Origin of the sequence: Alcanivorax sp. DP30 (assembly GCF_009882945.1) — a bacterium.
Classification (GTDB): domain Bacteria; phylum Pseudomonadota; class Gammaproteobacteria; order Pseudomonadales; family Alcanivoracaceae; genus Alcanivorax.
Genome location: NZ_WTUY01000002.1, coordinates 267,526 through 293,157, shown reverse-complemented (window position 1 = coordinate 293,157; position 25,632 = coordinate 267,526). Strand labels below are relative to the sequence as shown.

Below are 25,632 nucleotides of genomic sequence, written 5' to 3'. Positions count from 1 at the left end.
CAGCAAACATCCTGCTTCAGAGAAGCAAAAGCTGTCTGGCCACCCTTTCCACCGAAGAGGCATAGGCTGAACCGAACAAATTGAAGTGATTTAGCAGATGATACAGATGGTACACGCGCCAGGTGTTCTGCTGCTCTGCATCAGGCAAATGCCCCTGGTAAGCGAGATAGAAGCTATCCGGGACGCTTCCAAATAGCGACATCATCGCCAGATCTGCCTGAGGGTCGCCATAATAACAGGCGGGATCATAAAAGACGGGCTCGCCGCCCTGCAGGCCAAGATTCCCGCTCCACAGATCACCATGCAACAAGGCCGCGGGAGGATCTGCGGGTAACCAGACGTTGATCCTCGCTATCACACGCTCCACATGACGCCTCGCTGACTCTGGCAACCCCCAGGCAAGCTCAAGCTGCGGCCCCAGCCGCCGCTGGACAAAGAAATCCCGCCATGAGGACAGGTGTTCATTACGCTGTAGCGAACCGCCGATGTAATTATCCATGTCGAACCCAAAGGGCCCTTCGCATTCGCTCTGGCCATGCAAACCAGCCAGCGCCCGCCCCAGGGCATGCCAATCCGGGTCGGTTAGCGGGGGATGTATTTGCAGATATTCCATGATCAGTACCCCGCAGCCGTCAATTTCACTGCAACTTACAACCCGCGGGGTCTTCACAAATGATGAAAGCGCAGTCAACGCAGCCTGCTCGCACATCAGCAAACTTGCATTTTCATGGATTTTAGCAAACAAATCGCGTCTTTTAGCTACAACCTTTACAGAAACTGCCGTATCACCGCCTCGCCCCATCACGAAACGATAGGGACCTGGCTCGCCAATATCGGTTAGCACTTTTGTAAGCAACTGGGGTATCTTCATGCTCTGCGACTCTCAGCCTATGCGAATAATTGACACCCGAGGCTTGTAAAATTGCCCTCCGGGTCAATTTTGACGGCGTTTCGGCCTTGATTTAAGCCGTTCTTCTGAATTACAACTAGTGCTACTGCCGGATGCCCGGCCAATAACAACAAAATAAGCGATCGCAAGCCCATGAAAGTATTCTTCTCCCTGTGCAGCGCTCTGTTTCTGGCCCTGTACTCGCCGGTTAGTGCCGCCAGCGATGATGGTCTTTCTGAACAGATTCGCCAGCTCAAGAACCAGGCCCTGAATCTGAACCGCGACCTGACCCTGCTTGAGCGTGAGCTGCTTTACGCCACGCCTCAAACCAGTATTTTTGTCTCTGTAGACGTGGGCACCCCAATTCGCCTGGTCGATATCAACCTCACCATCGATGGTGAGCACGTGGGCTACCATTTCTATACCGATCAGGAATTTGAGGCGCTGACCAAAGGCGGCATCCAGCGACTCTATACCGGCAACTTGACCAGCGGCCGTCACCAGATGGAAGCCACCATCACCGGCTATGATCCCCAGGGCAAGGATTACCAGAAAACCACCAGCTATACCTTTACCAAGGGTGCCGGCAAGAAAATGGTTGAACTGCAGGTGGTGGACGACCTTAACAATCAGCAGCACAAGTTTGAATTCCGTGAATGGAATCAGCAATGAAGCAGCCCCCACTGAAAAAGTGGCTGCTTGCGGCGTGTATTTCCGCATCTTTTGCAACGGCCCAGGCAGCCAAAGTCGAATTTTTTGACGAAATCGATACCGGGCCGACTCCACTGACCATGGAGCAACACCGCTATCTGGCTTTCGGTGAAGTCATGTTCGACTTTTACCGCCATGCCACTTTTGACGCCATCAATCAGCTTCTGGTCAACCAGCAACTTGCCCTGTTCGATGAAGAGACGGACTACGCAGAATTGTTGCTGGGGGACCTTTACGTCACCTACGGCCTCCCTGAAAGCGCTGAAACCATCTTCAATCGTCTTCTCAAGAAAGATATTCTCAGCCATACCCGTGCTCAAACCTGGCTTCACAAGGCCGCTCTTCACTACCGGGAAGGGAATCTGGCTGAAGCAGCAATGATCCTTGACGACAAAAAAGTCGAAGGACTGGAACCAGAAGATGAAGCGCGTCGCAAATTGATGCTTGCCAACATTTTAATGGCTGAAGGGGATTTCACCGGCGCACTGGATTACCTCAACGGCGTAGCCATTGAGACGAATGAAGGTCGTTATGCCACCTATAATATGGGTGTTGCGCTGATTCGAGGTGGCCACGAGAAAGAAGGACTGGAATTACTCAATTCGCTGCTTAACCTCTCTGCAACCAATGACCAGGCGCTGGCATTGCGTGACCGGGCTGCGCTGGCAGCGGGGCTTACCCAATTACGCAGCGATCAGCTTGAAGGCGCACAATTATCCTTGCGCCAGGTTCGCAGCGACGGCCCCTTCTCCGAAGATGCCCTGCTGGCACTGGGCCTGACCAACTACCGTGCCGGCGCCGTAAAGCGCGCCCTGCCCCTCTGGCTGGAAGCCGTCAGCCGCAACAGCAGTCATCCTTCTGTTCAGGAAGCCTTGATGCTGGCTCCTCGTGCCTATGAAGAGCTTGGCGGCATGCCTCAGGCGCTTGCCGGCTACAAATATGCCGCCAGCCAATACCGTGAGGCTCTCAAGGATCTGCAACGGGCCATTGAGAATATCGGGGAACCCGGCTGGGCCGAAAACCTTCTCCCTGACGACGTAAACGAAGTCGGCTTCCTGCCTGCCAACAGCGAAGATTTGGCTCAGGGTGGCGAGCTTTCGTACCTGTACAAGCTGTTTTCCAGCAATGCCTTTGCGCAACGCTTTCAGCACTATCGTCAGATTCACCAGATTAAAACCATGATTGAGCACTGGGAACGCGCCTTGCCGGCTCTGGAAGAGACATACCAGATTCAGCAACAGACCCTGAGCCGCAACCTGCCCAGTGTCCGCAAGCAGATCAGTCAGCACCAGAAAAAACAGGAACAGGTGATGCTGGCCAGTGACAAGCTGAGCACCGCCATCCCCAATTATGTGGACATGAGCAGCCCTGGCGATGTGGCTAACGCCGAACAAGCCATCATGTGGAAAAAAGTCGATGCCATGGCCCACCAGTTTGGCCGCCTGCCAGACTCAACCCATGATAATGCCCTGCGTCTGCGTCGAGTCCGCGGACTGTTACTTTGGGATATTGCCCACCAGTCGATTGAACAACGCGAGAAACAGATTCAGGCTGCAACAGAACTTGAAGAGGAAAGCCGTATACTGGCTGAGCGCGTGGCCGCTGTCAGCATGCAAATCCGTGATGCCACATTGCGCACGCGAGACGACCTTGGCCAGCGACTGGCTCAGCAGCGATCCCGCATTGCCGATATCAAGCGCATGTCTGAAGAGACTCTGGCAGCGCTCGAACAAAGCATGCAGGCAGACGCACTCGCCCTTTTGCGTGCCAACCAGAAAAAACTGGCTGACCAGCTGGCAGAAGCACACCTGGCCGTAGCCCGGCTTCAGGACACTTCTGTCTCCAGCGACACTAAACAGAGGACTGGATCGTGAACCGTTTTCGCCTGCACAGCCTTGCCGCTGCCGTTATTGCGATCAGCGGCTGTGCCAGTGCCCCAAGCGGCGGCACCCTGGATCAACAGGCCCAATTCGGCGGCACTACCCTGGCAGATCTTGAAGGCACAGATATTGTTATCGAAGAGCAGCAACTCGATAACGCCACCACCAAGGATGCTCTGGCCAGCTATCGTCAAGCGGCGGAACTGTTTGATGATCCTGAACGTCGAGCCAAAACCCTCCGTCGCATGGCTGATCTCGCCTTGTCGTCTGCCACTGAGCAGGACATGGCCGAGATGCAGGAAGACAATGAACGTCTCGAACGTGAGGTCGATCAAATGGTGTACGAAAACACCATGGAACAGGTGAATACCACCACTGATACACAGCGCAAACTCGCCTTGCTGGATCAGGCAGGGAACATGGCGCCGACCATCGCAGATGCAAACGTGGACTACTCCACAGCCATCTCCCTGTACCAGGAACTGCTCAATAACACCAGTGATCCCAACGAGCGGGCTGAAGCCTACTACCTCCTCTCCAAGGCTTACGCCATGGATGGCGAACTGGACCTTGCCCGGCAAAGCCTGGATTCACTGGTAGAGCAATACCCCAACAGTGAATGGGCACTTGAAGCCCAGTTCCGTCGTGGCGAAATGCTTTTCTCTGATGGCGATTACGAATATGCCGAACAGGCCTATGCGGATGTCATCCGCCGTGGCAAAGGCAACGAATTCTACAACCAGGCACTGTATAAGCAGGGCTGGAGCCACTATAAGCTGGGCGATTACACCCCCGCTCTGGGCAGTTTTTTCACCTTGCTGGACACCCTGAACGGGCACCCCGAGCTGGATAACGACACCAGCATGGAAAACAAGCTGTTCAACGATACTCAAAGGGTAGCGGGTCTGGCTTTCACCAATCAGGATGGTGCCGAATCAGTACGCAAGTGGTTTGCCCGCAATGGCCAGCGAGACTACGAACCGGATATCTACCGCACCCTTGGGCAAGTCTACCTGGGCCAGGAGAGGTTCCGTGATGCCGCGGAAACCTTCGACATGTTCGTCACTGTGTATCCCGATTCTGAGCTGGCGCCAGAATTTTCCAGCCTGCAGATCGACTCCTACCAGAAAGGCGGGTTTCCTACTCTGGTCTTACCGGCCAAGGAAAAGTTCGTTCAGCATTACGGTATAGCCAGCAACTACTGGCAGCAGCACCCTGACATTCGCGAACAATACGTCGATTTGTTAAAGGGCCACATCCTGGATCTGGCAGAATACCACCATGTTCTGGCACAGAAATCCGGCAAGCCCAGTGACTTCCAGGCACCTGCCAACTGGTACAAACAATACCTTGATACGCCGCCCGCCAGCGAAAACCAGGGCGACGTCAACCACCGCTACGCAGATGTACTGTTTGCTGCACAACAATACCCAGCAGCTGTAACCGAATTTGAACGTACCGCCTATAGCTACCCTGAGTACCCGGAAGCCTCTACTGCCGCCTACTCTGCTCTCGTCGCCTATCAGAAGGTACTTGGCAATAGTGCTCTGGCAGAAGATCAAAGCGAGCAATGGCGGACGAAAAAGATTGCCAGCTCTCAGAAATTTGGCCAGACCTTCCCGTCACATCCTGAAGTCCCCAATGTGCTCAGAAACACAGCCGAAGATCAGCTGGCGCTGGGTGACATCCCGGGAGCAGTCAAGACCGCTGGCATTCTGGTGAATCGACAACCGCCACCACCCAACGATCTCTTGCGTTATGGCTGGGCCACCATTGCCAATGGGGAATTTGATCTGGCCAATTACCCCGTCGCTGAATTTGCCTATGGCAAACTACTGGCTCTGCAAATGCCCGCCACCGAGCGCGCCGAGTATCGAGAGAAACTGGCCATCAGCATCTATCGCCAGGCGGAAGCGGCCCAGGCCTCCGGCAATATCGAGCTCGCCGCCGCCACGTTCCTTCGTGTTGGCCAGACTGTACCGGAAGCAGCCGTGCGCAAGAATGCCGAATTTGATGCCGCCACGTTGTACATTAATCATGGCCGCGGTGCGGACGCCATCCCGGTACTGGAAGCGTTCCGCAATCGCTACCCGGATGATCCGCTCACCGAAACCATTCCCGACAAACTGGCAGTCGCCTATGAAAACCAGGGCAACTACACCGCTGCCGCAGGAGAGCTGGCCATCATCGCAGCCAACTACAAGGGTGAGGATGACGAACTGTCTCGTCAGGCGTTATGGAAAGCAGCTAAGATGCAGGATCGTGCAGAACAGCCTGCTGCCTCCATTGCACTCTATGAGCAGTATTTGCAGGAATGGCCGCAACCCTATGATTTTCGCTCTGAAGCCCAGTTCCGTCTTGTAGAGTTGAACCGCAAGACCGGTGACAACGCCCGTGAAACCTATTGGCTCAAGCAACTGGTCAACAGTTATCGTCAAGCCGGAAGCGCTGCCAACGACCGCGTTGCCTGGCTGGCAGCCTACGCCAGCTTTACGCTTGCAGAGCCCAACTTTAAGACCTTCAACAGCATCAAGCTTGGCCAACCGCTGAAAACATCACTGGCGGAAAAAACCACTGTGATGAAAGCCGCGCTTGCGGATTATCAGGCAGTGGCAGATATCGGCGTGGCGGAATTTGCCACTGCCGCCAACTACAAGATTGGCGAAATGTATCGGGTCTTGGCCAAGGACCTGATTGCGTCGGAACGCCCCCCAGGGCTGGATGAGCTGGAGCTTGAAGAATACACCATGCTGCTGGAGGACAAGGCCCTCCCCTATGAAGATCAGGCTATCGACATTCTTATTGCCAATGCCAACCTGGTCACAGATGACATCTATGATCAGTGGGTAAAAAAGAGTTTTGGGGCTCTGGCAGAACTGATTCCTGGCCGCTACGCGAAGTTTGAACAGGTTGAGAGCCATGTGGACATTATTTACTGATTTATCACGAACCCTGCGCCCACCGCTGATAGCGGTGTCTGTGACCCTTACGCTGGTCATGTCAGGCTGTGCAACGCAAACCGGGGGTGGGCTAGAAGGGGAAGCTGAAGGTCATACCAGCAGGTACGAGGGGCAAAAGGAAGGTGGCGCCGCTGCAGACAGCGATGCCATCCACATCCCCCCCGTTCCCCATGCGCCTGAAGTCGAAAAAATAGCCCAACAGGCCATGGCCGAATACGCCCGTGCCTTGCAGACTCGTATGGCAGGTAACAGCCAGCAGGCACTTGTCATGTTTCAGTCACTCGCCGAGCGATATCCACAACTTTCAGGCCCCCAACTGAACGTGGGCCTGATCCGTATGGAGCAGAAAAAGTATCCTGAGGCCGAGCAGGCATTTCGAGCATGCCTGGCCATCAATGACGCCAATCCTTATGCTCACAATGGTCTTGGCCTGGCGTTACGGGAGCAAGGCAAGTTTGATGAGTCTCGTAGCCATTATGAAGAGGCCCTGACTCTTGATCCGAAGTATGCCCGGGCCCACTTCAACCTGGCGGTACTTGGCGAACTTTACCTTCAGGATCTGCCACTGGCCCTTGCACACTTCCGGGCCTACCAGAACCTGCAGAAGCAGGCGGATACCAATGTTGCCAACTGGATAGCTGACCTCGAAAACCGCGTCCCCGATGCCCCCCGGCAACCTGTCGCCGGAAATGGTGCAGGGGAAGACACAGGAGGTGTTAACTAATGCGCGCCAATCTCATTACCGTAAGTCTAATCGTTTCCCTTGCCTCTGCCGCTCATGGCGCTGATGGCAATGAAGATACTGCTGCCACCAATGTCATTGGTACCCAGGAAGCTCCCACCGTCCTTAACGTGGTCCCCTGGAAAGACCGTGAGGTGAAACTGGAGAAGAAGGATCCCACTTCATCACTCCTCAACCGTGTGCTTGAGCCTCTGGATCAGGAAGTCCTGATGCGGGAAATCGAGTACCATCAGTTACTCACCAGTAAACCCGAGGATGAAGGATTGTTCCTCGACTGAGGAAGCTGCCGGACTGGTTCGCCAGCCCGGCACTTCATTAGATGCGTATCGCCTTATTTTCTGATAAAAAATGACCTTTTGGGGAAGGCCACAGCAATAGCAACTCAAACCTATTGCCGTCAGCCACACAAAACAACACAAACCAGGAACACCGCAGGAGAAGTCCATGCCCACCACTGCCACCGCTGCCGCACAGAATGCAGGCATCGTCGATACCGCTATCTCGTTTATTCAGGATGGCGGCTTTTTCATGTATCCCATTCTGATTGTTCTGGCCCTGGGTCTGGCTCTGTCACTGGAACGTATCATTTACCTGCAGACAACCAAGGCTCGTAACCAGAAGACCTGGAAAGATGTCTATCCCCTGATTGCCAAAGGCCAGTTCCGTCAGGCACTGGATGTGGTCAGCACCAGCAACACTGGCATGGCTAAAGTTATTGGTTACGGCCTGGAACGCGCCAAAACTGCAAAGCGCCATGACGATATCGAGCTGGCCATGGAAGAAGGTCTGATGGAGATCATCCCTCGCCTGGAGACTCGCACTCCCTACATCGCCACCTTTGCCAATATCGCCACCCTGCTCGGCCTTCTTGGCACCATTCTGGGCCTGATCAGCGCCTTTACCGCCGTAGCCAGTGCCGACCCCGCACAGAAAGCAGACCTGCTCTCTGCCTCCATTTCCGTTGCCATGAACACCACGGCCTTTGGTCTGATTGCCGCAATCCCAATGCTGCTGGCTTTTGCATTCATCAACTCCATGACCGGCAAGATGGTCGACAGCATGGAAATGGCCTCGGTGAAATTCGTCAATGTATTCCGCCAGGTTTCTGCCCAGCAAGAGCGCAAGAACGACGGCCAATAAGCCGATTTCTTGTTTTCGCCAACCTGGTGTAAGGATCTGGTATGCGATTTCGCAGACGAAGTTCGCGCGACACCGAGGTGGAACTGAACATCACTGCCTTTCTTAACTTGATGGTAGTGCTGATTCCTTTTCTGCTGATCAATGCAGTGTTTGCTCAGGTATCCATCCTGCAGCTGAACCTGCCTGCAATTAGCGACAGCAGTGTGCCCTCGGAAGACGATAAAAAAGAAAAGCTGGTACTGGAAGTGTTGATCTATGAAAACCGCTATGAAGTGGTGGATCGCAATACCAGTGCCGTACTGAAAATTGTGGAGAACAAGGGCGAAGAGCATGACAGTGCCGCGCTTCATGATTTTTTGGTTGAACTGAAACAGAAGTTCCCCGCTGAGACAGCGGTTACCCTGCTTTGTGAAGATGAAACCCCCTACCGGGTCATGATCAAGACCATGGATGTGGTGCGTCTTTACGATACAAAAGTAAACGGCCAGACCATCAAGAAAGAGCTGTTCCCCAACATCAACATTGGCTCAGCACCCGCTGACAAGGCCGCCGACACAGGAGGTGACGCGTGAAGAAGTCGTCTCGCGCCCGCCGAATGGCGCGCCATCACAGCAAGCACAAGACGGTGGCAGCCCTGAACCTGACATCGTTGATGGATATCTTCACTATCCTGCTGATCTTTCTGTTGGTGAATAACAACAACGCGGCCAAACTCCCGGATAACAAGGACATTCAATTGCCTGAATCCATTGCCCAGGAGTTGCCCAGCGAAGTTCTCACTATACAAGTTAGTCCCAGTGACATCATTGTGGAAGGGCAACGAATCGCCGGTACTGAGGCCGTTCGCCAACAAGAAGAGCGAACCGTCCAGGCCCTCATCGACGAACTGCAATTCCGCGCCGCCCAGGCACTGGCAGTGAGCCCCGAAGGCGAGCGGGAAATTATGATTCTCGCTGACCGGGACGTGCCCTATGTGGTTATCAAGAAACTGATGCGTAGCTGTATGGAAACCCCATACACCAAGGTGGCCTTCGCTGTGCTTAAAGTGGCAGAGGAGGACAGTGAATGACGCAGAACAACAATAACAAACTGCGCATCCTCATCGACGGCTCTCTGCCGTGGGACAAGCAAGAGGGGGAAGACCGCCGTCTGTACGGCGTTGTCATCATTCTTCTGATTCTCTCCCTTGCGCTAATGATACTGGTCGAATCCGTTACCATCGAAAAGCCGGATCGTCGCGAGCAGCAGAAAATTCCTGACCGTCTGGCGCAGATGGTGCTTGAGAAAAAGAAAGAGCCCCCACCTCCTGAGCCGGAACCTGAACCGGAAGAGGAGAAAGAGGAGCCTGAAAAGGAAGAGCCCAAACCAGAGGAACCGAAACCGGAACCCAAGCCGGAGCCACGCCCCGACCCGACTCCGGAGCAGCGGGAAGAAGCGCGGGAAACAGCCCGGGCCAAGCTTGAGGAAGATCTGGGCGACTCGCTCGCCGGCCTTGACGACATCGGCCCTCTGGTCAGTTCAGGCAATGAACTGCGCACCGGTGGCAGCAGCGAGGCCAAAGCTGAACGTGATCTGATTGGCAAACGCGCCAGTTCAGGATCCGGCGGCGTTGCCGTCACCAAGGCATCCAGTGGTGGCGGTGGTGGCGGAACCCTGTCTTCGGGTACCGTCGGAACCGGCAAGGTGGACAGCAAAATCGTCGAATCCGGTCAGGTGGCCAGTACCACCCGCAAGGGCAGCGATGGCAAGAGCCGACGCACCCAGGAACAACTGCGTCGGGTGTTTGACCGTTATGCTGGCAAGTTCAATAGTCAGTACCAGCGGGCACTACGCAGCAACCCTGCCCTGCAAGGCACCGTGGTCCTTTCGCTGGTAATTGCCCCTGGCGGTGAAGTAACTGACGCCAAGATCAAGTCCAGCCAGCTGGGTGACCCCAAGCTGGAACGGCGGATTCTTTTAATCGCCAAGGGGATGAACTTCGGTGCCATGAATGTGGAAACCTGGAAAGGCGACTACAAACTGAACTTCTTCCCGAACTAACCCATCCTTCGAAAAGAAACAAAAAACGCCCTTCGGGGCGTTTTTTTGTTTCTTCATTGTCTTTAAATGAGTGTCGTGCAAAGGTCGGAAGTCTGAAGGCGAGGGCTTGTTCCTGTAACATCGGTCTAACCGGATAGGCCTGATCACCCTTTGCTTGATCCTGTACTGGCCACGGTTCGGACCACTACAACTGGAAATGCCTTAATCGAGCCATTTCCCTGCTTTGCCTCGGATCATCTGCAAGCAGGCTCCTGCAGATGCTTTGTAGAAACTCCGAAAACCTGTAAGTTCTATTGAATTTTCTCAGTCTTGAAATTCAATGCTCAGCCCTGCCCTGTCCGCTTTTTTGTCCACGCTGTAGCCTGCGCACTCAAAGGGTCCTCCGGCCAGGGATGCTTTGGATAGCGTCCCCGCAAGTCTTTACGAACGGCCTGATAATTCTCGGTCCAGAATCGCTCCAGGTTGGCGGTAATCGCCGCCGGCCGTCCTGCCGGAGTAAGCAGGTGCGCGGTAATCTGCAAACGCCCGCCAGCAAGTTCAGGAAGGGATTTCATACCGAACAACTCCTGCAACTTCACCGCAAGGACTACATGCTCACCGGTGTAATCGAGGGTCACCTGGCGCCCGGTAGGAATCGTGATGGCTTCTGGCAATAGCTGGTCCAGAGATTGTTGCTGCTCATCATTCAGCAAACCAGCCAAAGCTGATCCAAGTGGTAGCGACATCAAATCCGTCATGGTTCGCATACCTGCCAGATAAGGCAGCAGCCATTGCTCTAGAGTCAACAGCAGGTCTTCATTACTTACGCAGGGCCAGGCTGTGTCCAGTGACGCCATCTTGCAAACTCTGGCCTGCCACTGACGCAGCCTTGGCGTCCAGGGCAATAGTTCTGGCCCGCTCTGCCTCACTCCATCCAACAGGGCGACCGCAACCTGATCAGGATTCAATACTTGGAGTGGGTGACTATGAAGTTCGATTTCCCCCAGACAGACCTTCCTACGCCCCATCACGCGCTTTCGTTCCGTATCCCAGCCCACACAATCATGGGAGCGTGACAGTGTTGGCTCAAGGCGCGAAATGGTTTCAGGCCTGACCGGCATAGCAAGGCGAATGCGCGCATCACGAGGTTGGCCATCAGTATCGAGAACCAGCAACCATTGCTCCCCAACCAGTGAGTCCCCGGCAGGCAATTCCACCCCAGGCCCATCGGCCATTTGATAACGACGCCCCTCACTCCCTCTCCGTCGGGCCAATTGCATCGGCATGGCACTTGCCAGAAGGTGATCCAGCTCGTTACGCCAGTCTTCGGAATGCTCCCCTGCACCAGGAAGTATCCTTGAGGCTTCCTCAAGCACACGGCCAAACCGGCCTGGTTGCTGCTCAAGAGCCTGCAACCGGCTGCGTAAATCGGCTCCCTGCCCTAGCAGGATATCGCGCTCATTCAGAAGTGCGGCAATACGCGCAGCCGTTTTAGCGAGACCTGCTTTTTGTCCTGACAACACCAACATCGCCAACGATGGCTCAAGCCCAAACCTGGCAATCGAATGCCCCCTACTCGTGATGGCACCATGTTGATCAAGCGCCCCCATTAGCTTCAGTCTTGTGACGGCGGATTGCCATGCCGTTGCAGGAGGAGCATCAAGCCACTGCATTTGAGACGGATTCAGACAGCCCCAGCGCGCCAGATCCAGCACTAACTGGTCAAGCCCGACTCGCTGGATTTCCGGCGTGGCGTGTCGAGACATGACCTCTTCTTCAGACCAGCAGCGAATACACACACCGGGGCCAATTCGCCCTGCCCGACCCGCGCGCTGCCTGGCACTGGCTTCACTGATTCTTCGGGTTACCAGTCGACTACGATGCCTGCTTGCATCATAGACGGGCTCCCTGGCCAGGCCGCTGTCGATAACATGCGTGACATTTTCGATGGTCAGGCTGGTTTCAGCCACATTGGTTGCGAGGATAACCAGCGCATCTCCCTGACTGGCACGGGATAGAACCTGTTGTTGCCTGTCCAGCGACAGGCCGCCGTGCAACTCCACAACCTCTGCAGTAAGCCGCTGGCCAGCCAATGCCTCGGCTATCTTCCGTATCGCAGCCTGACCGGGCAAAAAAACCAACGTCACCACCGCCTCTGACGTCACACCAAGAATCTGGCGGACAACATGCTGCTCCCACAACTGGTTGGCAGGGACCGCCAAATGACTAATCGTCACCGGAAAGCTTCGACCTTCGCTTTTTACCAATGGCAAACCCAGCCGTTCCTCTAATGGCCCACAATCCAGGGTTGCAGACATCACCAACAAGCCAAGATCGTTACGGAATACATTACGGGTTTCAGAAAGCAAGGCCAGACCGAGATCACCATGTAGTGAACGCTCATGAAATTCGTCGAAGATGACCAAGCTGACTCCATTCAGTTCCGGATCAGCCAGCAACATCCTGGTGAGCACCCCTTCAGTAACCACTTCGATACGCGTGCCGTCACTCACCCGCGTATCCGTTCTGGTCCGATAGCCAATTGTCTTTCCGGGCTTTTCCTGCAACTGTGAGGCCATGAAGCTGGCAACAGATCGAGCAGCAACACGGCGTGGTTCCAGCATCAGAATACGGCCCTTTTGCACCCATTCCGTTTCCAGTAATCGAAGTGGAACCCGCGTCGATTTGCCGGCACCTGTTGGCGCTTCAAGAATGGCACCACCGTGCTCTTCAAGTGCGGTAAACAGTGTACTTATCACCGTATCGACCGGAAATTTTTGTGTCATGACAGGTTTGTTCTCATATCCGATGTGATGGTGATCAGCAAAAACGAAGACGTCCCAAATGGACTGTTGAAGATGGCAGGCTATGCTATATTGTTGCTATTACTAATAATATATAACTAGGCCATCCATCCGATATGATGAACGACTTGGGGATACCTGAACATCTCATCTGGAAACTGAATGAGTTTGACAACCACCAGCGAGCGGTCAATTTTATCAAACAGTTTCAGGATACGTTGTGTGTGTACAGCGCCCCGGTGGAACAACTCTATACCAATTACGAAATTTCACTGCCGGAAAGTGAAGATCGCTCACTGATCATCTTGCCCAACCCTTATGCCTACCACGACACTTTCAACGGTATTACTGAAGACAGCGTCCATGCCAGTGGTATGTATATCGTGCCAGGTGACTTGTTTGGCAAGGAAGGGTTGTTCCTGACCCTGAGACTGTTGAAATCTGGCAAGCGCGTAGTGAAACCCGTGCCGCTCAAGGTCGGCCTCTGGGCGTTGATGAAAAAGGAAACGGAGACCGTACCCTTCCTGCCGGTTATCACCAAAGGGGATTTACGTGCCTTCCGCAAGGATTTTCCCTGCTTGCACCTGCATCGAATCCAGCCTTCGAAACTTGAGGATCGCTCTGCCATGGAGATCAAGGCGATCCAAAAAGTGATACGCGACAAATTAAAGGTCTACATGTAAGACATGGCAGCCGGCCAAAAACCCTGTCCGACTGCCATGAAGTCAACCTCACATGTCTGAACGAAAAAAATCAACTGGTCGTGTTATTGCGCACTCTGATAACAATAATCCAAGGCGTGGAGATAGTACTCCAACCCCTTGGTGGCAGCCTTAAATGCACGTTCTCGACCCCCTTCATCCACACAAATCAGCTTAACCAGCTCCATGGCCTCATGGGGATGGTCGTCATCATAGGATGCATGAGCCCTCAGCCAGGCCATTGAGTGACGATTGATGGTGGCGACGCCCTGCTCCTCGTAGGCCTTCATCCCTTTGACCACACTCTGGCTCCACTCGCCGGTGGCCCATTCAATGGCCAGGTTCGTGGCCGCTATGCCCTCTTCCAGGCTGGACTCCCTACCCATACTCCAAAGGTAATGATTTACCGCATCCATGGCTGCGGGAGGGTCTACAAATTCCAGCTCGCGCAGGGTGAGCCCAAATCCCATGGCCCAGTCCTGATACCAATAGGCGTGTCGCTGCTCAATCTTGATATTACCAATTAGCCAGTTCTTGGCTTCTTCATGCCCGGGCAAACGACCAGGACGCGTCTTGGCAAGGTTTAACCCCATGTATTTAGGGAAGTTTTCCACCAACGGATAGAAATTTAGCAGTGCGGAACGAAAACGTGGCAGGCTCAGCGACCCACTGCCCATTTCCTCAAACAACGGATGATGAACAACCTTGTCCTTTATTGGTACCAACTCATCCCAGAACTGCTGTGCCCAAGGCGAATGCTCAGTAATTTCCAGCGCTTTCTTGTAATTAGCGGCGCGCATAGTTGTTCTCCATAACAACGATGAGTTAACCCACCAGCACGCCGCATCGGCGCACTAGCCCAATAATTTGTATAAGCGATTTCGCAGGCGCCGTAAATGACGAATCCGCCGTTTATCTGCTAAAACCGCCGGATTGTAGAGTGCCTGCTGGTACTGGAGGGCCCATTCACGGGCCGGTTTTGCCGCACCGGGCCAGCGAGCCGCGATCGTATTGGCAAGCTGTTGAGGTGTCAGCCCCGGATCCAATGGGGCCCCCTGTCGCTCAGCCACCCGCTGATGAAGGCGCCAAAATTCACGCTCCATGGGGGTTTGGCGGTACCCCCGATCCTGCCTCAGCAAAACCAGCATATAGAGCCCAAGCAACAGAGTAATGGCTCCAAAAAGTGCCAGCGCAATACTTAACGGACTGGTGGAGCCAAGCAACTGACGAAGAAGCTGCATTTGCGACTGGCTGTTATAGCCCAGCACCCAGGTCTGCCATTGAAAATCCACGTAGTCCGTCCACTGCTGGAGCTTGCCCAGCAATCCAGAGCTGGCAAAACTCCTCAACCCCTCAAGGACATTCGAGTCTTCTCCATTTCCTGATAGTGCAGCACGCAAACCATCTTCAATGCGTTCTGGCGCAACAGCACCCGTGGGATCCACCCTCACCCAGCCTTTCCCCTCCAGCCAGACCTCACTCCAGGCATGTGCATCGTACTGGCGCACCAGCAAATGGGAGCCGAGTTCGTTGGGTTCCCCTCCCTGATAGCCCACCACCACCCGTGCCGGAATACCGGCGGCACGCATCATGAAAGTGAAGCTGGATGCGTAGTGTTCACAAAACCCTCGCCGGGTCACGAAGAGAAATTCATCAATGGGATCCACCGGCAAAGGTGGCGGTTTCAGGGTGTAATAAAAGGGCTTCTCACGGAAGTGGCGTAGCGCCTGTTTGACCACATCAGCGTCGGTGCTGCTATCCAGTTGCCACTGCTGCGCCAAGCCCCGTGCTCGCCTGCCCACATTCTGGTCTTCTGGCAAAGACAACATCAGCGCCCTATCTGAACGCTCTAAGCCAATGGCAGACGAAAGATTCGGATAGCTGGTAACGGTATAACCGACACTTTCTGAAATCGGGCGGCTTGCCACCAGACGCATGTCTCTGGCCAGGCCGGCTTCGCCCTGCTCGAGGACCGGCACTTTCATTGCAAAAAGCCAGGTTCTCTGGGTTGGCTCCATAATGACCTGATAACGATACCCAGACCCGCGATCCTGGGCCATCAGGCTCTTGTGCCATTCAGGTTCAGGCCCGCCTTTTTGGAACAGGTAAGCTTGTTTGTCCACGCCCCGAGGGATGGCCTGCTGCCAGGTACGACCATCAAAATGGCTGAGCGTGAGCCCTCGCCAATAGCGCTCTCCCTTTTCCGGGATAGCGCCATCAAAGGCGACTCGGAACGCCAACTCGGAAGACTGGGACAGCTCACTGATTTCCCCGGGAGACATGCTATCTGACATCCCGGTCCGCGCTTGCCCTGAATCGATCTTCATATTCCATAAGGGCGCGACCCGGGGCACAAGCACAAACAGGACCAGCATCACAGGCACCGCCTGCAAGGACATCGCCACTGCCCTGCGAACGTGCCCCATTGGCCTTGCCCCCGTATCACTGTGATTGATACCGATCAGGCAGGTAGTCAACAGCAACATGCACAGCAAGACATAGGCAAACATGCCCGGGCCCCGTTCAAACAGCAACGCGGTGGCACAGACGAAGTATCCCAATACGATCACCACATAGGCATCGCGCTGGCGTACCACTTCGAGATACTTGAGCGAAAACAGGCTGACCAGCAACGCCACACCCGCCTCAGGTCCGTAGATCCTGCCAAATGTAATCCAGGTGATACCAACAACCCCGACCATCAGCAGGCCACGGATAGCCTTGCCCGGTAGCTGAATCCGTTGCCGATCCGCGAGTGAACGAATCACCATTACCAGCACCACCAGGCCAGCCTGCCACAGGTGACCACGTAGCAATTGAGGGAGCGAGCAGGCGATAATGGTGATTACCAGCCATAGCCGGGTGTGCGTCGGGACCTGATAGACACGCATCAGCCAAACTCCGGATATGCCGCCAAGGCGTCAAGGGCTCGAAGCCGGTGATTATCCCCCGTATCGGGCGCCAGCGTCAGACCCGGCAATTTCAAACCATAAGGTTGCTGCTGTTGGTCCAACACCAGCACCCAGTAGCACAGAATCGAAAGACGTTGCTCGGTACCAACCCCTTCAAGCGCATCCCAGTTGAGCCACAATCGGCCACCTGCGGGGTCCTCAAACAACTTGGTATTCAGACCGGTACCCCGGGCATAGCCCTTCCAGTCGATACGACGCAGCGAATCGCCCGCCACATAACTGCGCAGCCCTCGAAATTCCTCATTTCCGGCCTTGCCACTTGACACCACCTGAACAGTCTCATCCCCACCATCCGCAGGACATTCCTGAGAGGCCTGGGGGGTTGGCCAGGCGAGACAGTAATGCTCCAGACTGACATAGGACCAGGTCCGCAGGAGGCCAAGCGGGAATACACTTTCCACCTTCATGCGCGGCGCCACGACACGCCCTCGTCGCGGCAACGCCAGATTCAACCAGAGAGCGCTTTCTGTTCCAGCGGGCACACTGATCTGTTGCGCGGCCTGGCCTTCCCACTTGAGCCAGATGCAGTAATGATCCCTGCGTTCACTGAACAGGGTGACGCCCAGGGAACCACTTTCAGCCGCATAACCTGATTCACTACCACCATTACGCAGGCCCAGCCCGGAGAGATTTTGGTAGGTATGCAGAATTGCCACCAGAAACAGGCTGGCAAGCAGGAAGCTCAGTGACAGAACCAGATTATTTTCATAATTGATGCCACCAACGAATAGCAAACTGGCAACACCCAAATAGAAAAAACCATATCCTGTAGGGAAGATAAAAATACGACGCTGGTTAAGTATGACCAACGGCGAACGAGGCAGACGACGACTTAGCCAGCGCTGATAATAGTTCTGGATGGGGGCCGGCAGGCGCATCGGCTAACGCCGTACCACCGGAACGGATTGAAGCAACGACTGAGTCATGGCCGAGACGCTGCCTCCCTGACGGGCGCTCAGTCGATGCTCTGCCACCGCAGCCCAGACAGCCTGAATATCTTCCGGAACGGCGTAATCGCGACCACTGATAAGCGCCCAGGCCCTTGCGGCTTTCAGCAGCCCCAATCCGGCACGGGGCGACAGGCCTGCCACAAACCGGTCGTCCGTGCGAGTGGCATCCATCAGGCGCTGCACGTAATCAAGTAACTCATGGCTGGCACGAACCTTATCAACCATACCACTAAGTTTTACCAGCCCATCACTACTGATCACCGGCTTCAGGCTTCTGGCCTGTTCGCGCAGATCCCCGCCGGCGAGCAGCGCCAATTCTACTTCCGGCGCAGGGTAACCCAATGAAATACGCATCAGGAAACGATCGAGCTGGGACTCGGGCAACACGAAAGTCCCTGCTTGATCAGACGGGTTCTGGGTAGCCACCACAAAAAAGGGTCTGGGTAGTGGTCGCGTTACGCCATCCAGTGTGACTTGTCGCTCTTCCATGGCTTCCAGTAAGGCACCCTGGGTTTTTGGCGTCGCACGGTTGATTTCATCGGCAAGCAACAGCTGGGTAAATACCGGCCCTTCGCGCAGGGTAAAATCCTGGGTATTGGGGTTGAATACGGATACACCAAGAATATCCGCCGGCAGCATGTCACTGGTGAACTGAACCCGGCGGTATTCCAGTTGGAACACCCTCGCAAGCGCATGGGCAAGGGTGGTTTTCCCCATGCCCGGCAAGTCCTCTATCAGCAGATGGCCGTTTGCCATCAGGCAGGTCAACGCCAGTTTCAGTTGATCTTCTTTACCGAGTACTACCTTCGCGACTTCGCCAAGGGCTTTCGTCAATGCCTGCATGCGTTCCCTTTATCCGGTTCTTGTTATTTGCAGAGCGATAAGCTGGCTGTTGAAGAGTTTGTCAGGCGCTTGCCAGGGCCTTCAGTCCACGCTCAAGATCCGCTTTCAGGTCTTTAACGGATTCCAGTCCCACAGCCAGACGAATCAGGTTTTCCGTTACCCCGGCGCGTCGCTTCTCTTCTTCCGCCACACGACCATGAGTCGTAGACGCCGGATGCGTTACCGTGGTCTTCACATCACCCAGATTGGCAGTAATGGAAATCATTCTTGTGGCATCAATGAAGCGCCATGCGGCTTGCCGATCACGATTACCGGCTGCATCTTCCACTTCTATGGACATGACCGCGCCATAGGCAGACTGCTGCCGACCAGCAAGCTGGTGCTGCGGGTGCGAGGGTAAGCCCGCGTAGTGCACCTTGACCACACCCGGCTGGGACTCAAGCCATTGCGCCAATTCAAGGGTACGAGCACTTTGTGCCTCCATACGCAGGCTTAGCGTCTCCAGACCCTTGAGAAAAACCCAGGCGTTAAACGGACTCATGCAAGCACCCGCCGAACGCACAAAGCCAAGCACATCATCCATCTTGGGTTTGGGGCCAACGACCGCCCCGCCCAGACAGCGCCCCTGCCCGTCAAGATATTTGGTAGCACTATGAATAATGATGTCTGCCCCCATATCCAGCGGCTTTTGCAAGGCCGGAGTACAGAAACAGTTATCAACAACCAGCAGCGCCCCATTGTCATGGGCCAGCTTCGCCAACGCGGCAATGTCACCAATCTCGGACAAGGGATTGGACGGTGTTTCCAGGAACAGGATTCTGGTTTCCGGACGAATTGCCTTTTCCCAGTCAGACAGGTCCTTGAGATCGACCATTGTGGTTTCGATACCAAATTTCTTAAGGTACCGGTCAAAAATCACATTGGTGGTTCCAAAGACACTGCGAGAGCTGACCACATGATCACCCGGCTCCAGCAGCGAGAAAAACGTGCCGCTGATCGCCGCCATGCCGGACGCAAACGCCACGCAGGCTTCGCCACCTTCAAGAGCGGCAAGCCGTTCTTCAAAAGCCCGAACGGTGGGATTGGTAAACCGGGAATAAATATTGCCCGGCTCTTCACCACTGAACCGGGCCGCTGCCTGGGCAGCACTTTCATAGACGAAACTGGACGTCAGAAAAATCGGATCCGAGTGCGCCATCTCATCCGTACGCAGCTGCGAAGTACGGATGGCAAGGGTTTCCACATCAAACTCGTTCGGATCCAGATCCTTCATTCTCTCGTCTCACCTCAAAGGGATTCCGCTATTTAGAGATACCTTGAGCATCTATTAATTGGTGTTGTGCAGATCGATAATCTCGTTATCCGCCAGGGCCTGTTTCTTCTCTGAAGACCCCTTTGCATCATCATTGCGGCGTGCTTCCAGCTCAGCCAGGTAATCCAGCGTGATATTGCCTGCCAGATATTCCCCATTGAACACGGAACAGTCGAAAGACTCCACATCCGGATTGCCTTCCCGACAGGTATCCACCAGATCGGTAAGATCCTGGTAAATCAGCTTGTCAGCACCAATCAACTCACAGATTTCCTCTGTGGTGCGGTCATGGGCGATCAGCTCCCGGGCGGCAGGCATATCGATGCCGTAGACATTGGGAAACTTCACAGCAGGGGCAGCTGAAGCAAAGTACACCTTGCGGGCTCCCGCTTCGCGGGCCATCTGGATGATTTCGTTACAGGTGGTGCCCCGCACAATGGAATCATCCACCAGCAACACATTCTTGCCCTGGAACTCGAGCTCAATCGGATTCAACTTCTGGCGAACCGACTTCTTGCGCTGCTGCTGCCCGGGCATGATGAAGGTACGACCGATATAACGGTTCTTGATAAAGCCTTCACGAAATTTCACTCCCAGATGATTGGCCATCTGCAAGGCAGAGGTGCGGCTGGTATCCGGGATCGGAATGACGACATCAATGTCGTGATCCGGCCATTCGCGCTCCACCTTTTCGGCAAGCTTCTCGCCCATACGCAGGCGCGCCTTGTAAACAGAAATCCCATCGATGATTGAATCAGGGCGTGCCAGGTAGACCTGTTCGAAAATGCACGGATGAAGGCTCGGATTCTCTGCACACTGACGCGTGTGCATCTCACCCTCAGCAGTGATGTAGATCGCTTCGCCGGGGGCAAGGTCTCGAACCAGATGGAAGCCCAGTGAGGACAGCGCCACCGATTCCGAAGACACCATATACTCGGGTCCCTGAGGCGTATCCTTGCGACCAAAACATACCGGGCGAATGCCATGCGGGTCGCGGAAGGCCAGAATGCCGTAGCCAGTAATCATGGCCACCACTGCATAGGCACCTTCAACACGCTTGTGCACGGCTGCCACGGCATCAAAAATATCGTCAGGCTCTGGCTGTAATTTGCCGCGGTTCTGCAATTCATGCGCGAACACATTCAACAACACTTCCGAATCGGAGGTGGTATTGATATGGCGCAGGTCAGCACGGAAGATGTGCTCCGCCAGTTCTTCTGCGTTGGTCAGGTTACCGTTGTGGGCAAGGGTAATCCCGTATGGAGAATTCACGTAAAAAGGCTGTGCTTCAGCAGAACTTGAGCTACCGGCGGTGGGATAGCGCACATGGCCGATGCCCATGTTCCCTACCAGGCGGCGCATATGGCGGGTTCGGAACACATCGCGAACCATACCGTTATCCTTGCGCAGATACAGTCGGTCTCCATCGCAGGTAACGATACCCGCGGCGTCCTGCCCGCGATGCTGCAGAACAGTCAGCGCATCGTAGATGCCCTGATTCACATAGCTATGGCCGACAATGCCCACAATGCCGCACATGGTTCTTTCCTCTAGCTGCCGCTTACATTCATTACGAGGGCGAGCAAACTCTCACCCATTTCCCGGGTCCAGGTTTCCATCATCACAAGATGAGGAACCAGAATGGATTCCTGCCACCACTTGTCAGCAGCAAATAACTGACGGCCTAGAGCCACCAGCACTACCATAAGCAAAATACCGCGCAGAGCGCCAAACACCATACCCAGCAGACGATCGGTACTACTCAGCCCGGTGACGCGGATCAGTTCACCCAATAAATGGTTGATTAACGCGCCCACCACCAGGGTCAAGGCAAACAGGGAGCCAAAGGCAACCGCAAAACGCAGGCTGGGAGTACTGATCTGGTCTTCAAGGAGTAATTCAAACGCCGGAGTGAACAGGCGCGCGATGATAAAGGCCGCTACCCAGGTGAGCAATGAAAAGGCTTCTCGGGTGAAGCCCCGGCGCACACTCAGAAGTGCAGAGATTGCGATTACGACCAGAATGATGCCGTCAGCCAGATTCATCAAAAACGTGCTCTTGCGGGCAATATGCGCTTGAGTGGGTTGCAACAGCCTCTGTGCACGATCACAACGAGGCTGTCTGAATTCAGACGGCGAAGTTTACCAGAGGCTGCCCGGCTATGCATGCCGAAACACGCTGTTCAGGGGGCGTAGATACGCACCAGCCCATCCAGTTTGAAACGGGAATCGTTCGCGAGCCGCTCACGGGTCCGCTCGGCATCTTCCTTGCGAATTTCAGGGCCCACCATCACCCGATGCAGCACCTTGGAGCCCTGTGCGTCAGTCTCGGTATACGCACGAAAGCCAGCATCCTTGAGCCGAGTCACCAGCGTCTGCGCACTGTCAGGCTTGCTGAAGCTTGCCACCTGGACGATAAAGCCAGCCAGCACGGGATCGTCGTTAGCGCTAATTGCGGGCGGTGGCGGAGTTGTCAGTGTTTCCAGCACCGGCTTCTCCTGGTTAGCAGAGGGGTCGGGAGCGGGATTATCGGGTTGAGTTGCAGCGCTGGCCACCGCTTCACGGTCACTCTCGATACGCTCCGCCGCCGCCTGCTCGACCTCCCCGGACACAACCGGCTCTACCGTCACGGCCTGGTAGTCCGGAGCGGGAGGAATTTCCATGTCCAGCGCTGTCCGGATCTGTGCCGGCGTGCGAAAGACCAGCGGCGACAATACTGCCGCCAGTACCAGCAGCAACACGGCACCGATCAGGCGCTGTCGTGTCTGTTTATTCACTCTGCCCTTCCTCCGCAGCCAACCAGGCTTCTGCAACCGTATAGAACGACCCGAAGACTACCACCTGATCGCCGGGATTGGCAGCGGACAGCGCACAGGAAAGGGCCCCGGAGACAGAGTCGAACACGCAATGCCTGGCACCAGCTGGCAATGCATCAGCCAGCTGGCTGACTGTTGCGGCTCTTGGCATATCCGGGGCACACAGGTACCAGCAGGCATCGTCGGCAGCAAATTGCGCGGCCACTTGCTCAATTGGCTTGTCTGCCATCATCCCGAAAACCAGATGACGCTGGCCGCTGCAGGCCGGCAACAAACTCCGAAATCTCGACACTGCTGCCAGGTTATGGCCCACATCAAACCAGCAATCACGCTCTTGCAGCCGCTGATGCTGACAACGCCCCATCAGGGACAGAGTTGCAGCCCCATCGATGGCAGGTTGCGTCAACGGCACATCAGCCAGGATCAGCGCCTGGCAGGCCGTGGCGAGATTGTCCGCTCCGAGGATCACCCTTTCAGGACAGCGTAGCTCGGCAGACTCCCTCAAATGCATGTTCTTCCCTGGCGCAACGGAGAAATCCCTGCCGGCAAAAACAGGCAAGGCACCAAGCGTTGCAACCAGGGATTCAAGATTATCCGGCCAGTTCTGCTCTCCGAAGACAAGCGCCCTGCCCCTGCGCCCAATGCCGCATTTCTCGGCACAGATAGCTTCACGGGTATCTCCCAGCCAGTCCTGATGATCCAGCCCCACCGAAGTCACCACTGCCACATCCGGGTCGACCACATTCACCGCATCCAGCCGCCCTCCCAGACCTACTTCAAGTAGCACCAGATCCGCATCACTGCCGGCAAATAGCCACAACCCGGCCAGGGTGGTGAACTCGAAATATGTAAGGGGGATCTGGCCACGGGCAAGCTCCACCTGCTCAAACGCCTGACAAAGCTGGGCATCCGTGGCCAGCCCATCTGGTAGCATGATGCGCTCATTGAAGCGGAGCAGATGGGGAGAGGTGTAAAGCGCCACCCGGCGCCCTGCATGACGGGCCAGGTCTGCCATCAAACGCAGTGTTGATCCTTTACCGTTAGTGCCGGCAACCGTAATCACAGGTGCCGACAAGGTACTCACCCCAAGGCGGTCAGCGACACGGCGCAGCCGGTCAAGACCCAGTTCGATCTCGGCCGGATGCATGGCTTCTATGCGGGTAAGCCAGGCGGCAAGTGCTGCCGCATGGTCAGTCGGGCTCATTCACTTCCAGTGGCCAGGCCAGCATGTTGGCAAGCACGCGGTGCAGCGTATCACGCATATCATGACGGCTGACAATCATATCAATGGCGCCATGATCCAACAGGAATTCGCTGCGCTGAAAGCCCTCCGGCAGCTTCTGACGAACGGTTTGCTCAATCACCCGCGGACCGGCAAAACCGATCAGGGCATTCGGCTCTGCCACGTTGATATCGCCCAGCATGGCCAGTGACGCAGATACGCCACCGTAGACCGGATCGGTGAGCACGGAGATAAACGGCAGGCCTGCCTGGCGCATTTTCTCCAAAGCCGCAGACGTCTTGGCCATCTGCATCAGGGAGAAAAGGGCTTCCTGCATGCGCGCACCACCACTGGCCGCAAAGCAGACCAACGGCAGCTTACGCTCCAGACAGACATTCACCGCCCGCACAAAACGCTCACCTACCACGGAGCCCATGGAGCCGCCCATGAAGTTGAATTCAAAGGCCACGGCAACCACCGCCTCACCCTTGAGGGTTCCCTTCATGGCAATCAGGGCATCGTTTTCTTCGGTGGCCTTCTGGGCCGCTACCAGACGGTCCTTGTACTTTTTGGAATCCTTGAACTTGAGGCGATCTACCGGTGCCAGATTGCTGCCAATCTCAGCCAGTGAGCCTTCATCCAGGAACATCTTGAGGCGCTTGCGGGCACCAATGCGCATGTGATGATCACACTTCGGGCACACATCCAGATTGCGGTCCAGCTCGGGCTTGTACATGACCCCGTCGCAACGTGGGCACTTTCGCCACAGCCCCTCAGGAATATTGGTCTTGCGGGTTTCCTGAGGGCGCCTTACGGCGGGTAGGATTTTCTCCAGCCAGTTGCTGCTGCTCATGCAAAGGTCCTTACGTGTCCATGGCGGTGCGCATGGCGGACAGAATGTCGCTGATGGCCTGATTGATGGCTGCCGGTTCGTTCTGGTGCTTGTCGACCTGATTCACCAGGGCGCTCCCAACCACGACGCCATCTGCCACCCGACTGACCGCCTGTGCAGATTCAGCGTCTTTGATACCAAAGCCAACGCCAATGGGCAATTTGGCAAGATTGCGAATTGTTTCAACGCGCCCCGCCACTTCCTCAACATTCAGGGATGCCGAGCCGGTTACACCCTTGAGCGACACGTAGTACAGATAGCCGGAACCCGCCTCGCCAATCAGCTTGATACGGGCATCAGAGGTGGTTGGCGCCACCAGGAAAATCAGGTCAAGCGCATGCTCATCCATGATTGGCTTCACTTCCAGGGCCTCTTCCGGCGGCAGATCCACCAGCAGGACACCATCAACCCCCGCCTCAGCAGCAGCCCTGGCAAAGGCCTCGTAACCCATGACTTCAACCGGGTTGAGGTAGCCCATCAGCACTACCGGGGTATCGCTGTTGGATTCCCGGAAGGACTTCACCATGGCCAGCACATCAAGGGTGGACGTGCCATGGGCCAAAGAGCGCTCACAGGCTAACTGAATCACCGGGCCATCGGCCATGGGATCAGAAAAGGGCACGCCCAGTTCAATGATGTCTGCCCCGGCTTCCACCATGGCATGCATCAAGGGCACGGTAACCTCTTTCTGAGGATCTCCTGCGGTGACGAAAGGAATCAGGGCCTTGCGATTCTGACCAGCCAGACGCTCAAAACAACGTTCGATACGACGCATTAACG

General features: G+C 55.4%; 23 protein-coding genes. 10 read left to right on the top strand and 13 right to left on the bottom strand.

Annotated features, from left to right (window positions below; genetic code table 11):
• Positions 1–16: 16 nt before the first annotated feature.
• On the bottom strand, positions 17–871 hold the full coding sequence (locus GQF00_RS01915; RefSeq protein WP_237440349.1) for a fructosamine kinase family protein: 855 nt from the start codon (positions 869–871) through the stop codon (positions 17–19).
• 171 nt (positions 872–1,042) lie between these two features.
• Here GQF00_RS01915 and GQF00_RS01910 point away from each other — a divergent pair, with 171 nt between their 5' ends.
• From GQF00_RS01910 to GQF00_RS01870, 9 genes are all read left to right on the top strand, one after another.
• Complete coding sequence (locus tag GQF00_RS01910; protein ID WP_237440348.1) at positions 1,043–1,561, top strand: hypothetical protein; 519 nt, start codon at positions 1,043–1,045, stop codon at positions 1,559–1,561.
• Positions 1,558–3,474, top strand: coding sequence for a lipopolysaccharide assembly protein LapB (locus GQF00_RS01905; RefSeq protein WP_202560319.1), 1,917 nt, complete (start codon positions 1,558–1,560; stop codon positions 3,472–3,474). The genes GQF00_RS01910 and GQF00_RS01905 overlap by 4 nt, the downstream gene beginning before the upstream one ends.
• A complete protein-coding gene (locus GQF00_RS01900) occupies positions 3,471–6,419 on the top strand; it encodes a tetratricopeptide repeat protein (protein WP_161317468.1) in 2,949 nt (982 codons plus the stop codon). The genes GQF00_RS01905 and GQF00_RS01900 overlap by 4 nt, the downstream gene beginning before the upstream one ends.
• A complete protein-coding gene (locus tag GQF00_RS01895; RefSeq protein ID WP_161317467.1) occupies positions 6,400–7,164 on the top strand; it encodes a tetratricopeptide repeat protein in 765 nt (254 codons plus the stop codon). The genes GQF00_RS01900 and GQF00_RS01895 overlap by 20 nt, the downstream gene beginning before the upstream one ends.
• Entirely contained in the window at positions 7,164–7,460 is a 297-nt protein-coding gene (locus GQF00_RS01890) for a hypothetical protein (RefSeq protein ID WP_161317466.1), read from the top strand. The genes GQF00_RS01895 and GQF00_RS01890 overlap by 1 nt, the downstream gene beginning before the upstream one ends.
• Positions 7,461–7,626: 166 nt before the next feature.
• Complete coding sequence (locus GQF00_RS01885) at positions 7,627–8,322, top strand: MotA/TolQ/ExbB proton channel family protein (RefSeq protein ID WP_161317465.1); 696 nt, start codon at positions 7,627–7,629, stop codon at positions 8,320–8,322.
• 41 nt (positions 8,323–8,363) lie between these two features.
• The gene (locus GQF00_RS01880) at positions 8,364–8,894 is read left to right on the top strand and encodes a biopolymer transporter ExbD (protein ID WP_161317464.1); all 531 of its coding nucleotides are present in this window, start codon (positions 8,364–8,366) and stop codon (positions 8,892–8,894) included.
• On the top strand, positions 8,891–9,391 hold the full coding sequence (locus GQF00_RS01875) for a biopolymer transporter ExbD (protein ID WP_161317463.1): 501 nt from the start codon (positions 8,891–8,893) through the stop codon (positions 9,389–9,391). Before GQF00_RS01880 ends, GQF00_RS01875 begins: the two co-directional genes overlap by 4 nt.
• Positions 9,388–10,362, top strand: coding sequence for a TonB family protein (locus GQF00_RS01870; protein ID WP_161317462.1), 975 nt, complete (start codon positions 9,388–9,390; stop codon positions 10,360–10,362). Before GQF00_RS01875 ends, GQF00_RS01870 begins: the two co-directional genes overlap by 4 nt.
• A gap of 323 nt (positions 10,363–10,685) precedes the next feature.
• Here GQF00_RS01870 and hrpB read toward each other — a convergent pair whose 3' ends face one another.
• The gene (gene hrpB / locus GQF00_RS01865; protein ID WP_161317461.1) at positions 10,686–13,127 is read right to left on the bottom strand and encodes an ATP-dependent helicase HrpB; all 2,442 of its coding nucleotides are present in this window, start codon (positions 13,125–13,127) and stop codon (positions 10,686–10,688) included.
• A gap of 134 nt (positions 13,128–13,261) precedes the next feature.
• Between hrpB and GQF00_RS01860 the strand changes: the two genes are divergently transcribed.
• Positions 13,262–13,828: a hypothetical protein gene (locus tag GQF00_RS01860; RefSeq protein ID WP_161317460.1), complete on the top strand. Its 567-nt coding sequence runs from the start codon at positions 13,262–13,264 to the stop codon at positions 13,826–13,828.
• A gap of 83 nt (positions 13,829–13,911) precedes the next feature.
• Here the strand turns inward: GQF00_RS01860 and GQF00_RS01855 are convergent, their stop codons facing one another.
• The 11 genes from GQF00_RS01855 to trpA all read right to left on the bottom strand — a co-directional run bounded on the left by GQF00_RS01855 (position 13,912) and on the right by trpA (position 25,627).
• The gene (locus tag GQF00_RS01855) at positions 13,912–14,646 is read right to left on the bottom strand and encodes a TenA family transcriptional regulator (RefSeq protein ID WP_161317459.1); all 735 of its coding nucleotides are present in this window, start codon (positions 14,644–14,646) and stop codon (positions 13,912–13,914) included.
• Between the two features lie 54 nt (positions 14,647–14,700).
• Complete coding sequence (locus tag GQF00_RS01850) at positions 14,701–16,737, bottom strand: DUF3488 and transglutaminase-like domain-containing protein (RefSeq protein ID WP_237440347.1); 2,037 nt, start codon at positions 16,735–16,737, stop codon at positions 14,701–14,703.
• Positions 16,737–17,696, bottom strand: coding sequence for a DUF58 domain-containing protein (locus GQF00_RS01845; protein WP_161317458.1), 960 nt, complete (start codon positions 17,694–17,696; stop codon positions 16,737–16,739). Before GQF00_RS01845 ends, GQF00_RS01850 begins: the two co-directional genes overlap by 1 nt.
• 3 nt (positions 17,697–17,699) lie before the next feature.
• On the bottom strand, positions 17,700–18,611 hold the full coding sequence (locus GQF00_RS01840) for a MoxR family ATPase (RefSeq protein WP_161317457.1): 912 nt from the start codon (positions 18,609–18,611) through the stop codon (positions 17,700–17,702).
• A 61-nt stretch (positions 18,612–18,672) separates the two neighbouring features.
• Positions 18,673–19,884, bottom strand: coding sequence for an O-succinylhomoserine sulfhydrylase (locus GQF00_RS01835; protein WP_161317456.1), 1,212 nt, complete (start codon positions 19,882–19,884; stop codon positions 18,673–18,675).
• Between the two features lie 54 nt (positions 19,885–19,938).
• Positions 19,939–21,462 (bottom strand): amidophosphoribosyltransferase, encoded by a 1,524-nt coding sequence (gene purF / locus GQF00_RS01830; protein ID WP_161317455.1) that lies wholly within the window; start codon positions 21,460–21,462, stop codon positions 19,939–19,941.
• An 11-nt stretch (positions 21,463–21,473) separates the two neighbouring features.
• On the bottom strand, positions 21,474–21,968 hold the full coding sequence (locus GQF00_RS01825) for a CvpA family protein (protein WP_161317454.1): 495 nt from the start codon (positions 21,966–21,968) through the stop codon (positions 21,474–21,476).
• A 137-nt stretch (positions 21,969–22,105) separates the two neighbouring features.
• Entirely contained in the window at positions 22,106–22,699 is a 594-nt protein-coding gene (locus tag GQF00_RS01820; RefSeq protein WP_370519444.1) for an SPOR domain-containing protein, read from the bottom strand.
• Entirely contained in the window at positions 22,692–23,942 is a 1,251-nt protein-coding gene (locus tag GQF00_RS01815; protein WP_161317453.1) for a folylpolyglutamate synthase/dihydrofolate synthase family protein, read from the bottom strand. The genes GQF00_RS01820 and GQF00_RS01815 overlap by 8 nt, the downstream gene beginning before the upstream one ends.
• Positions 23,929–24,813, bottom strand: a complete 885-nt coding sequence (gene accD, locus GQF00_RS01810; protein WP_161317452.1) for an acetyl-CoA carboxylase, carboxyltransferase subunit beta — start codon at positions 24,811–24,813, stop codon at positions 23,929–23,931. The genes GQF00_RS01815 and accD overlap by 14 nt, the downstream gene beginning before the upstream one ends.
• A 10-nt stretch (positions 24,814–24,823) precedes the next feature.
• Positions 24,824–25,627 (bottom strand): tryptophan synthase subunit alpha, encoded by an 804-nt coding sequence (trpA, locus tag GQF00_RS01805; RefSeq protein WP_161317451.1) that lies wholly within the window; start codon positions 25,625–25,627, stop codon positions 24,824–24,826.
• Positions 25,628–25,632: the final 5 nt, after the last annotated feature.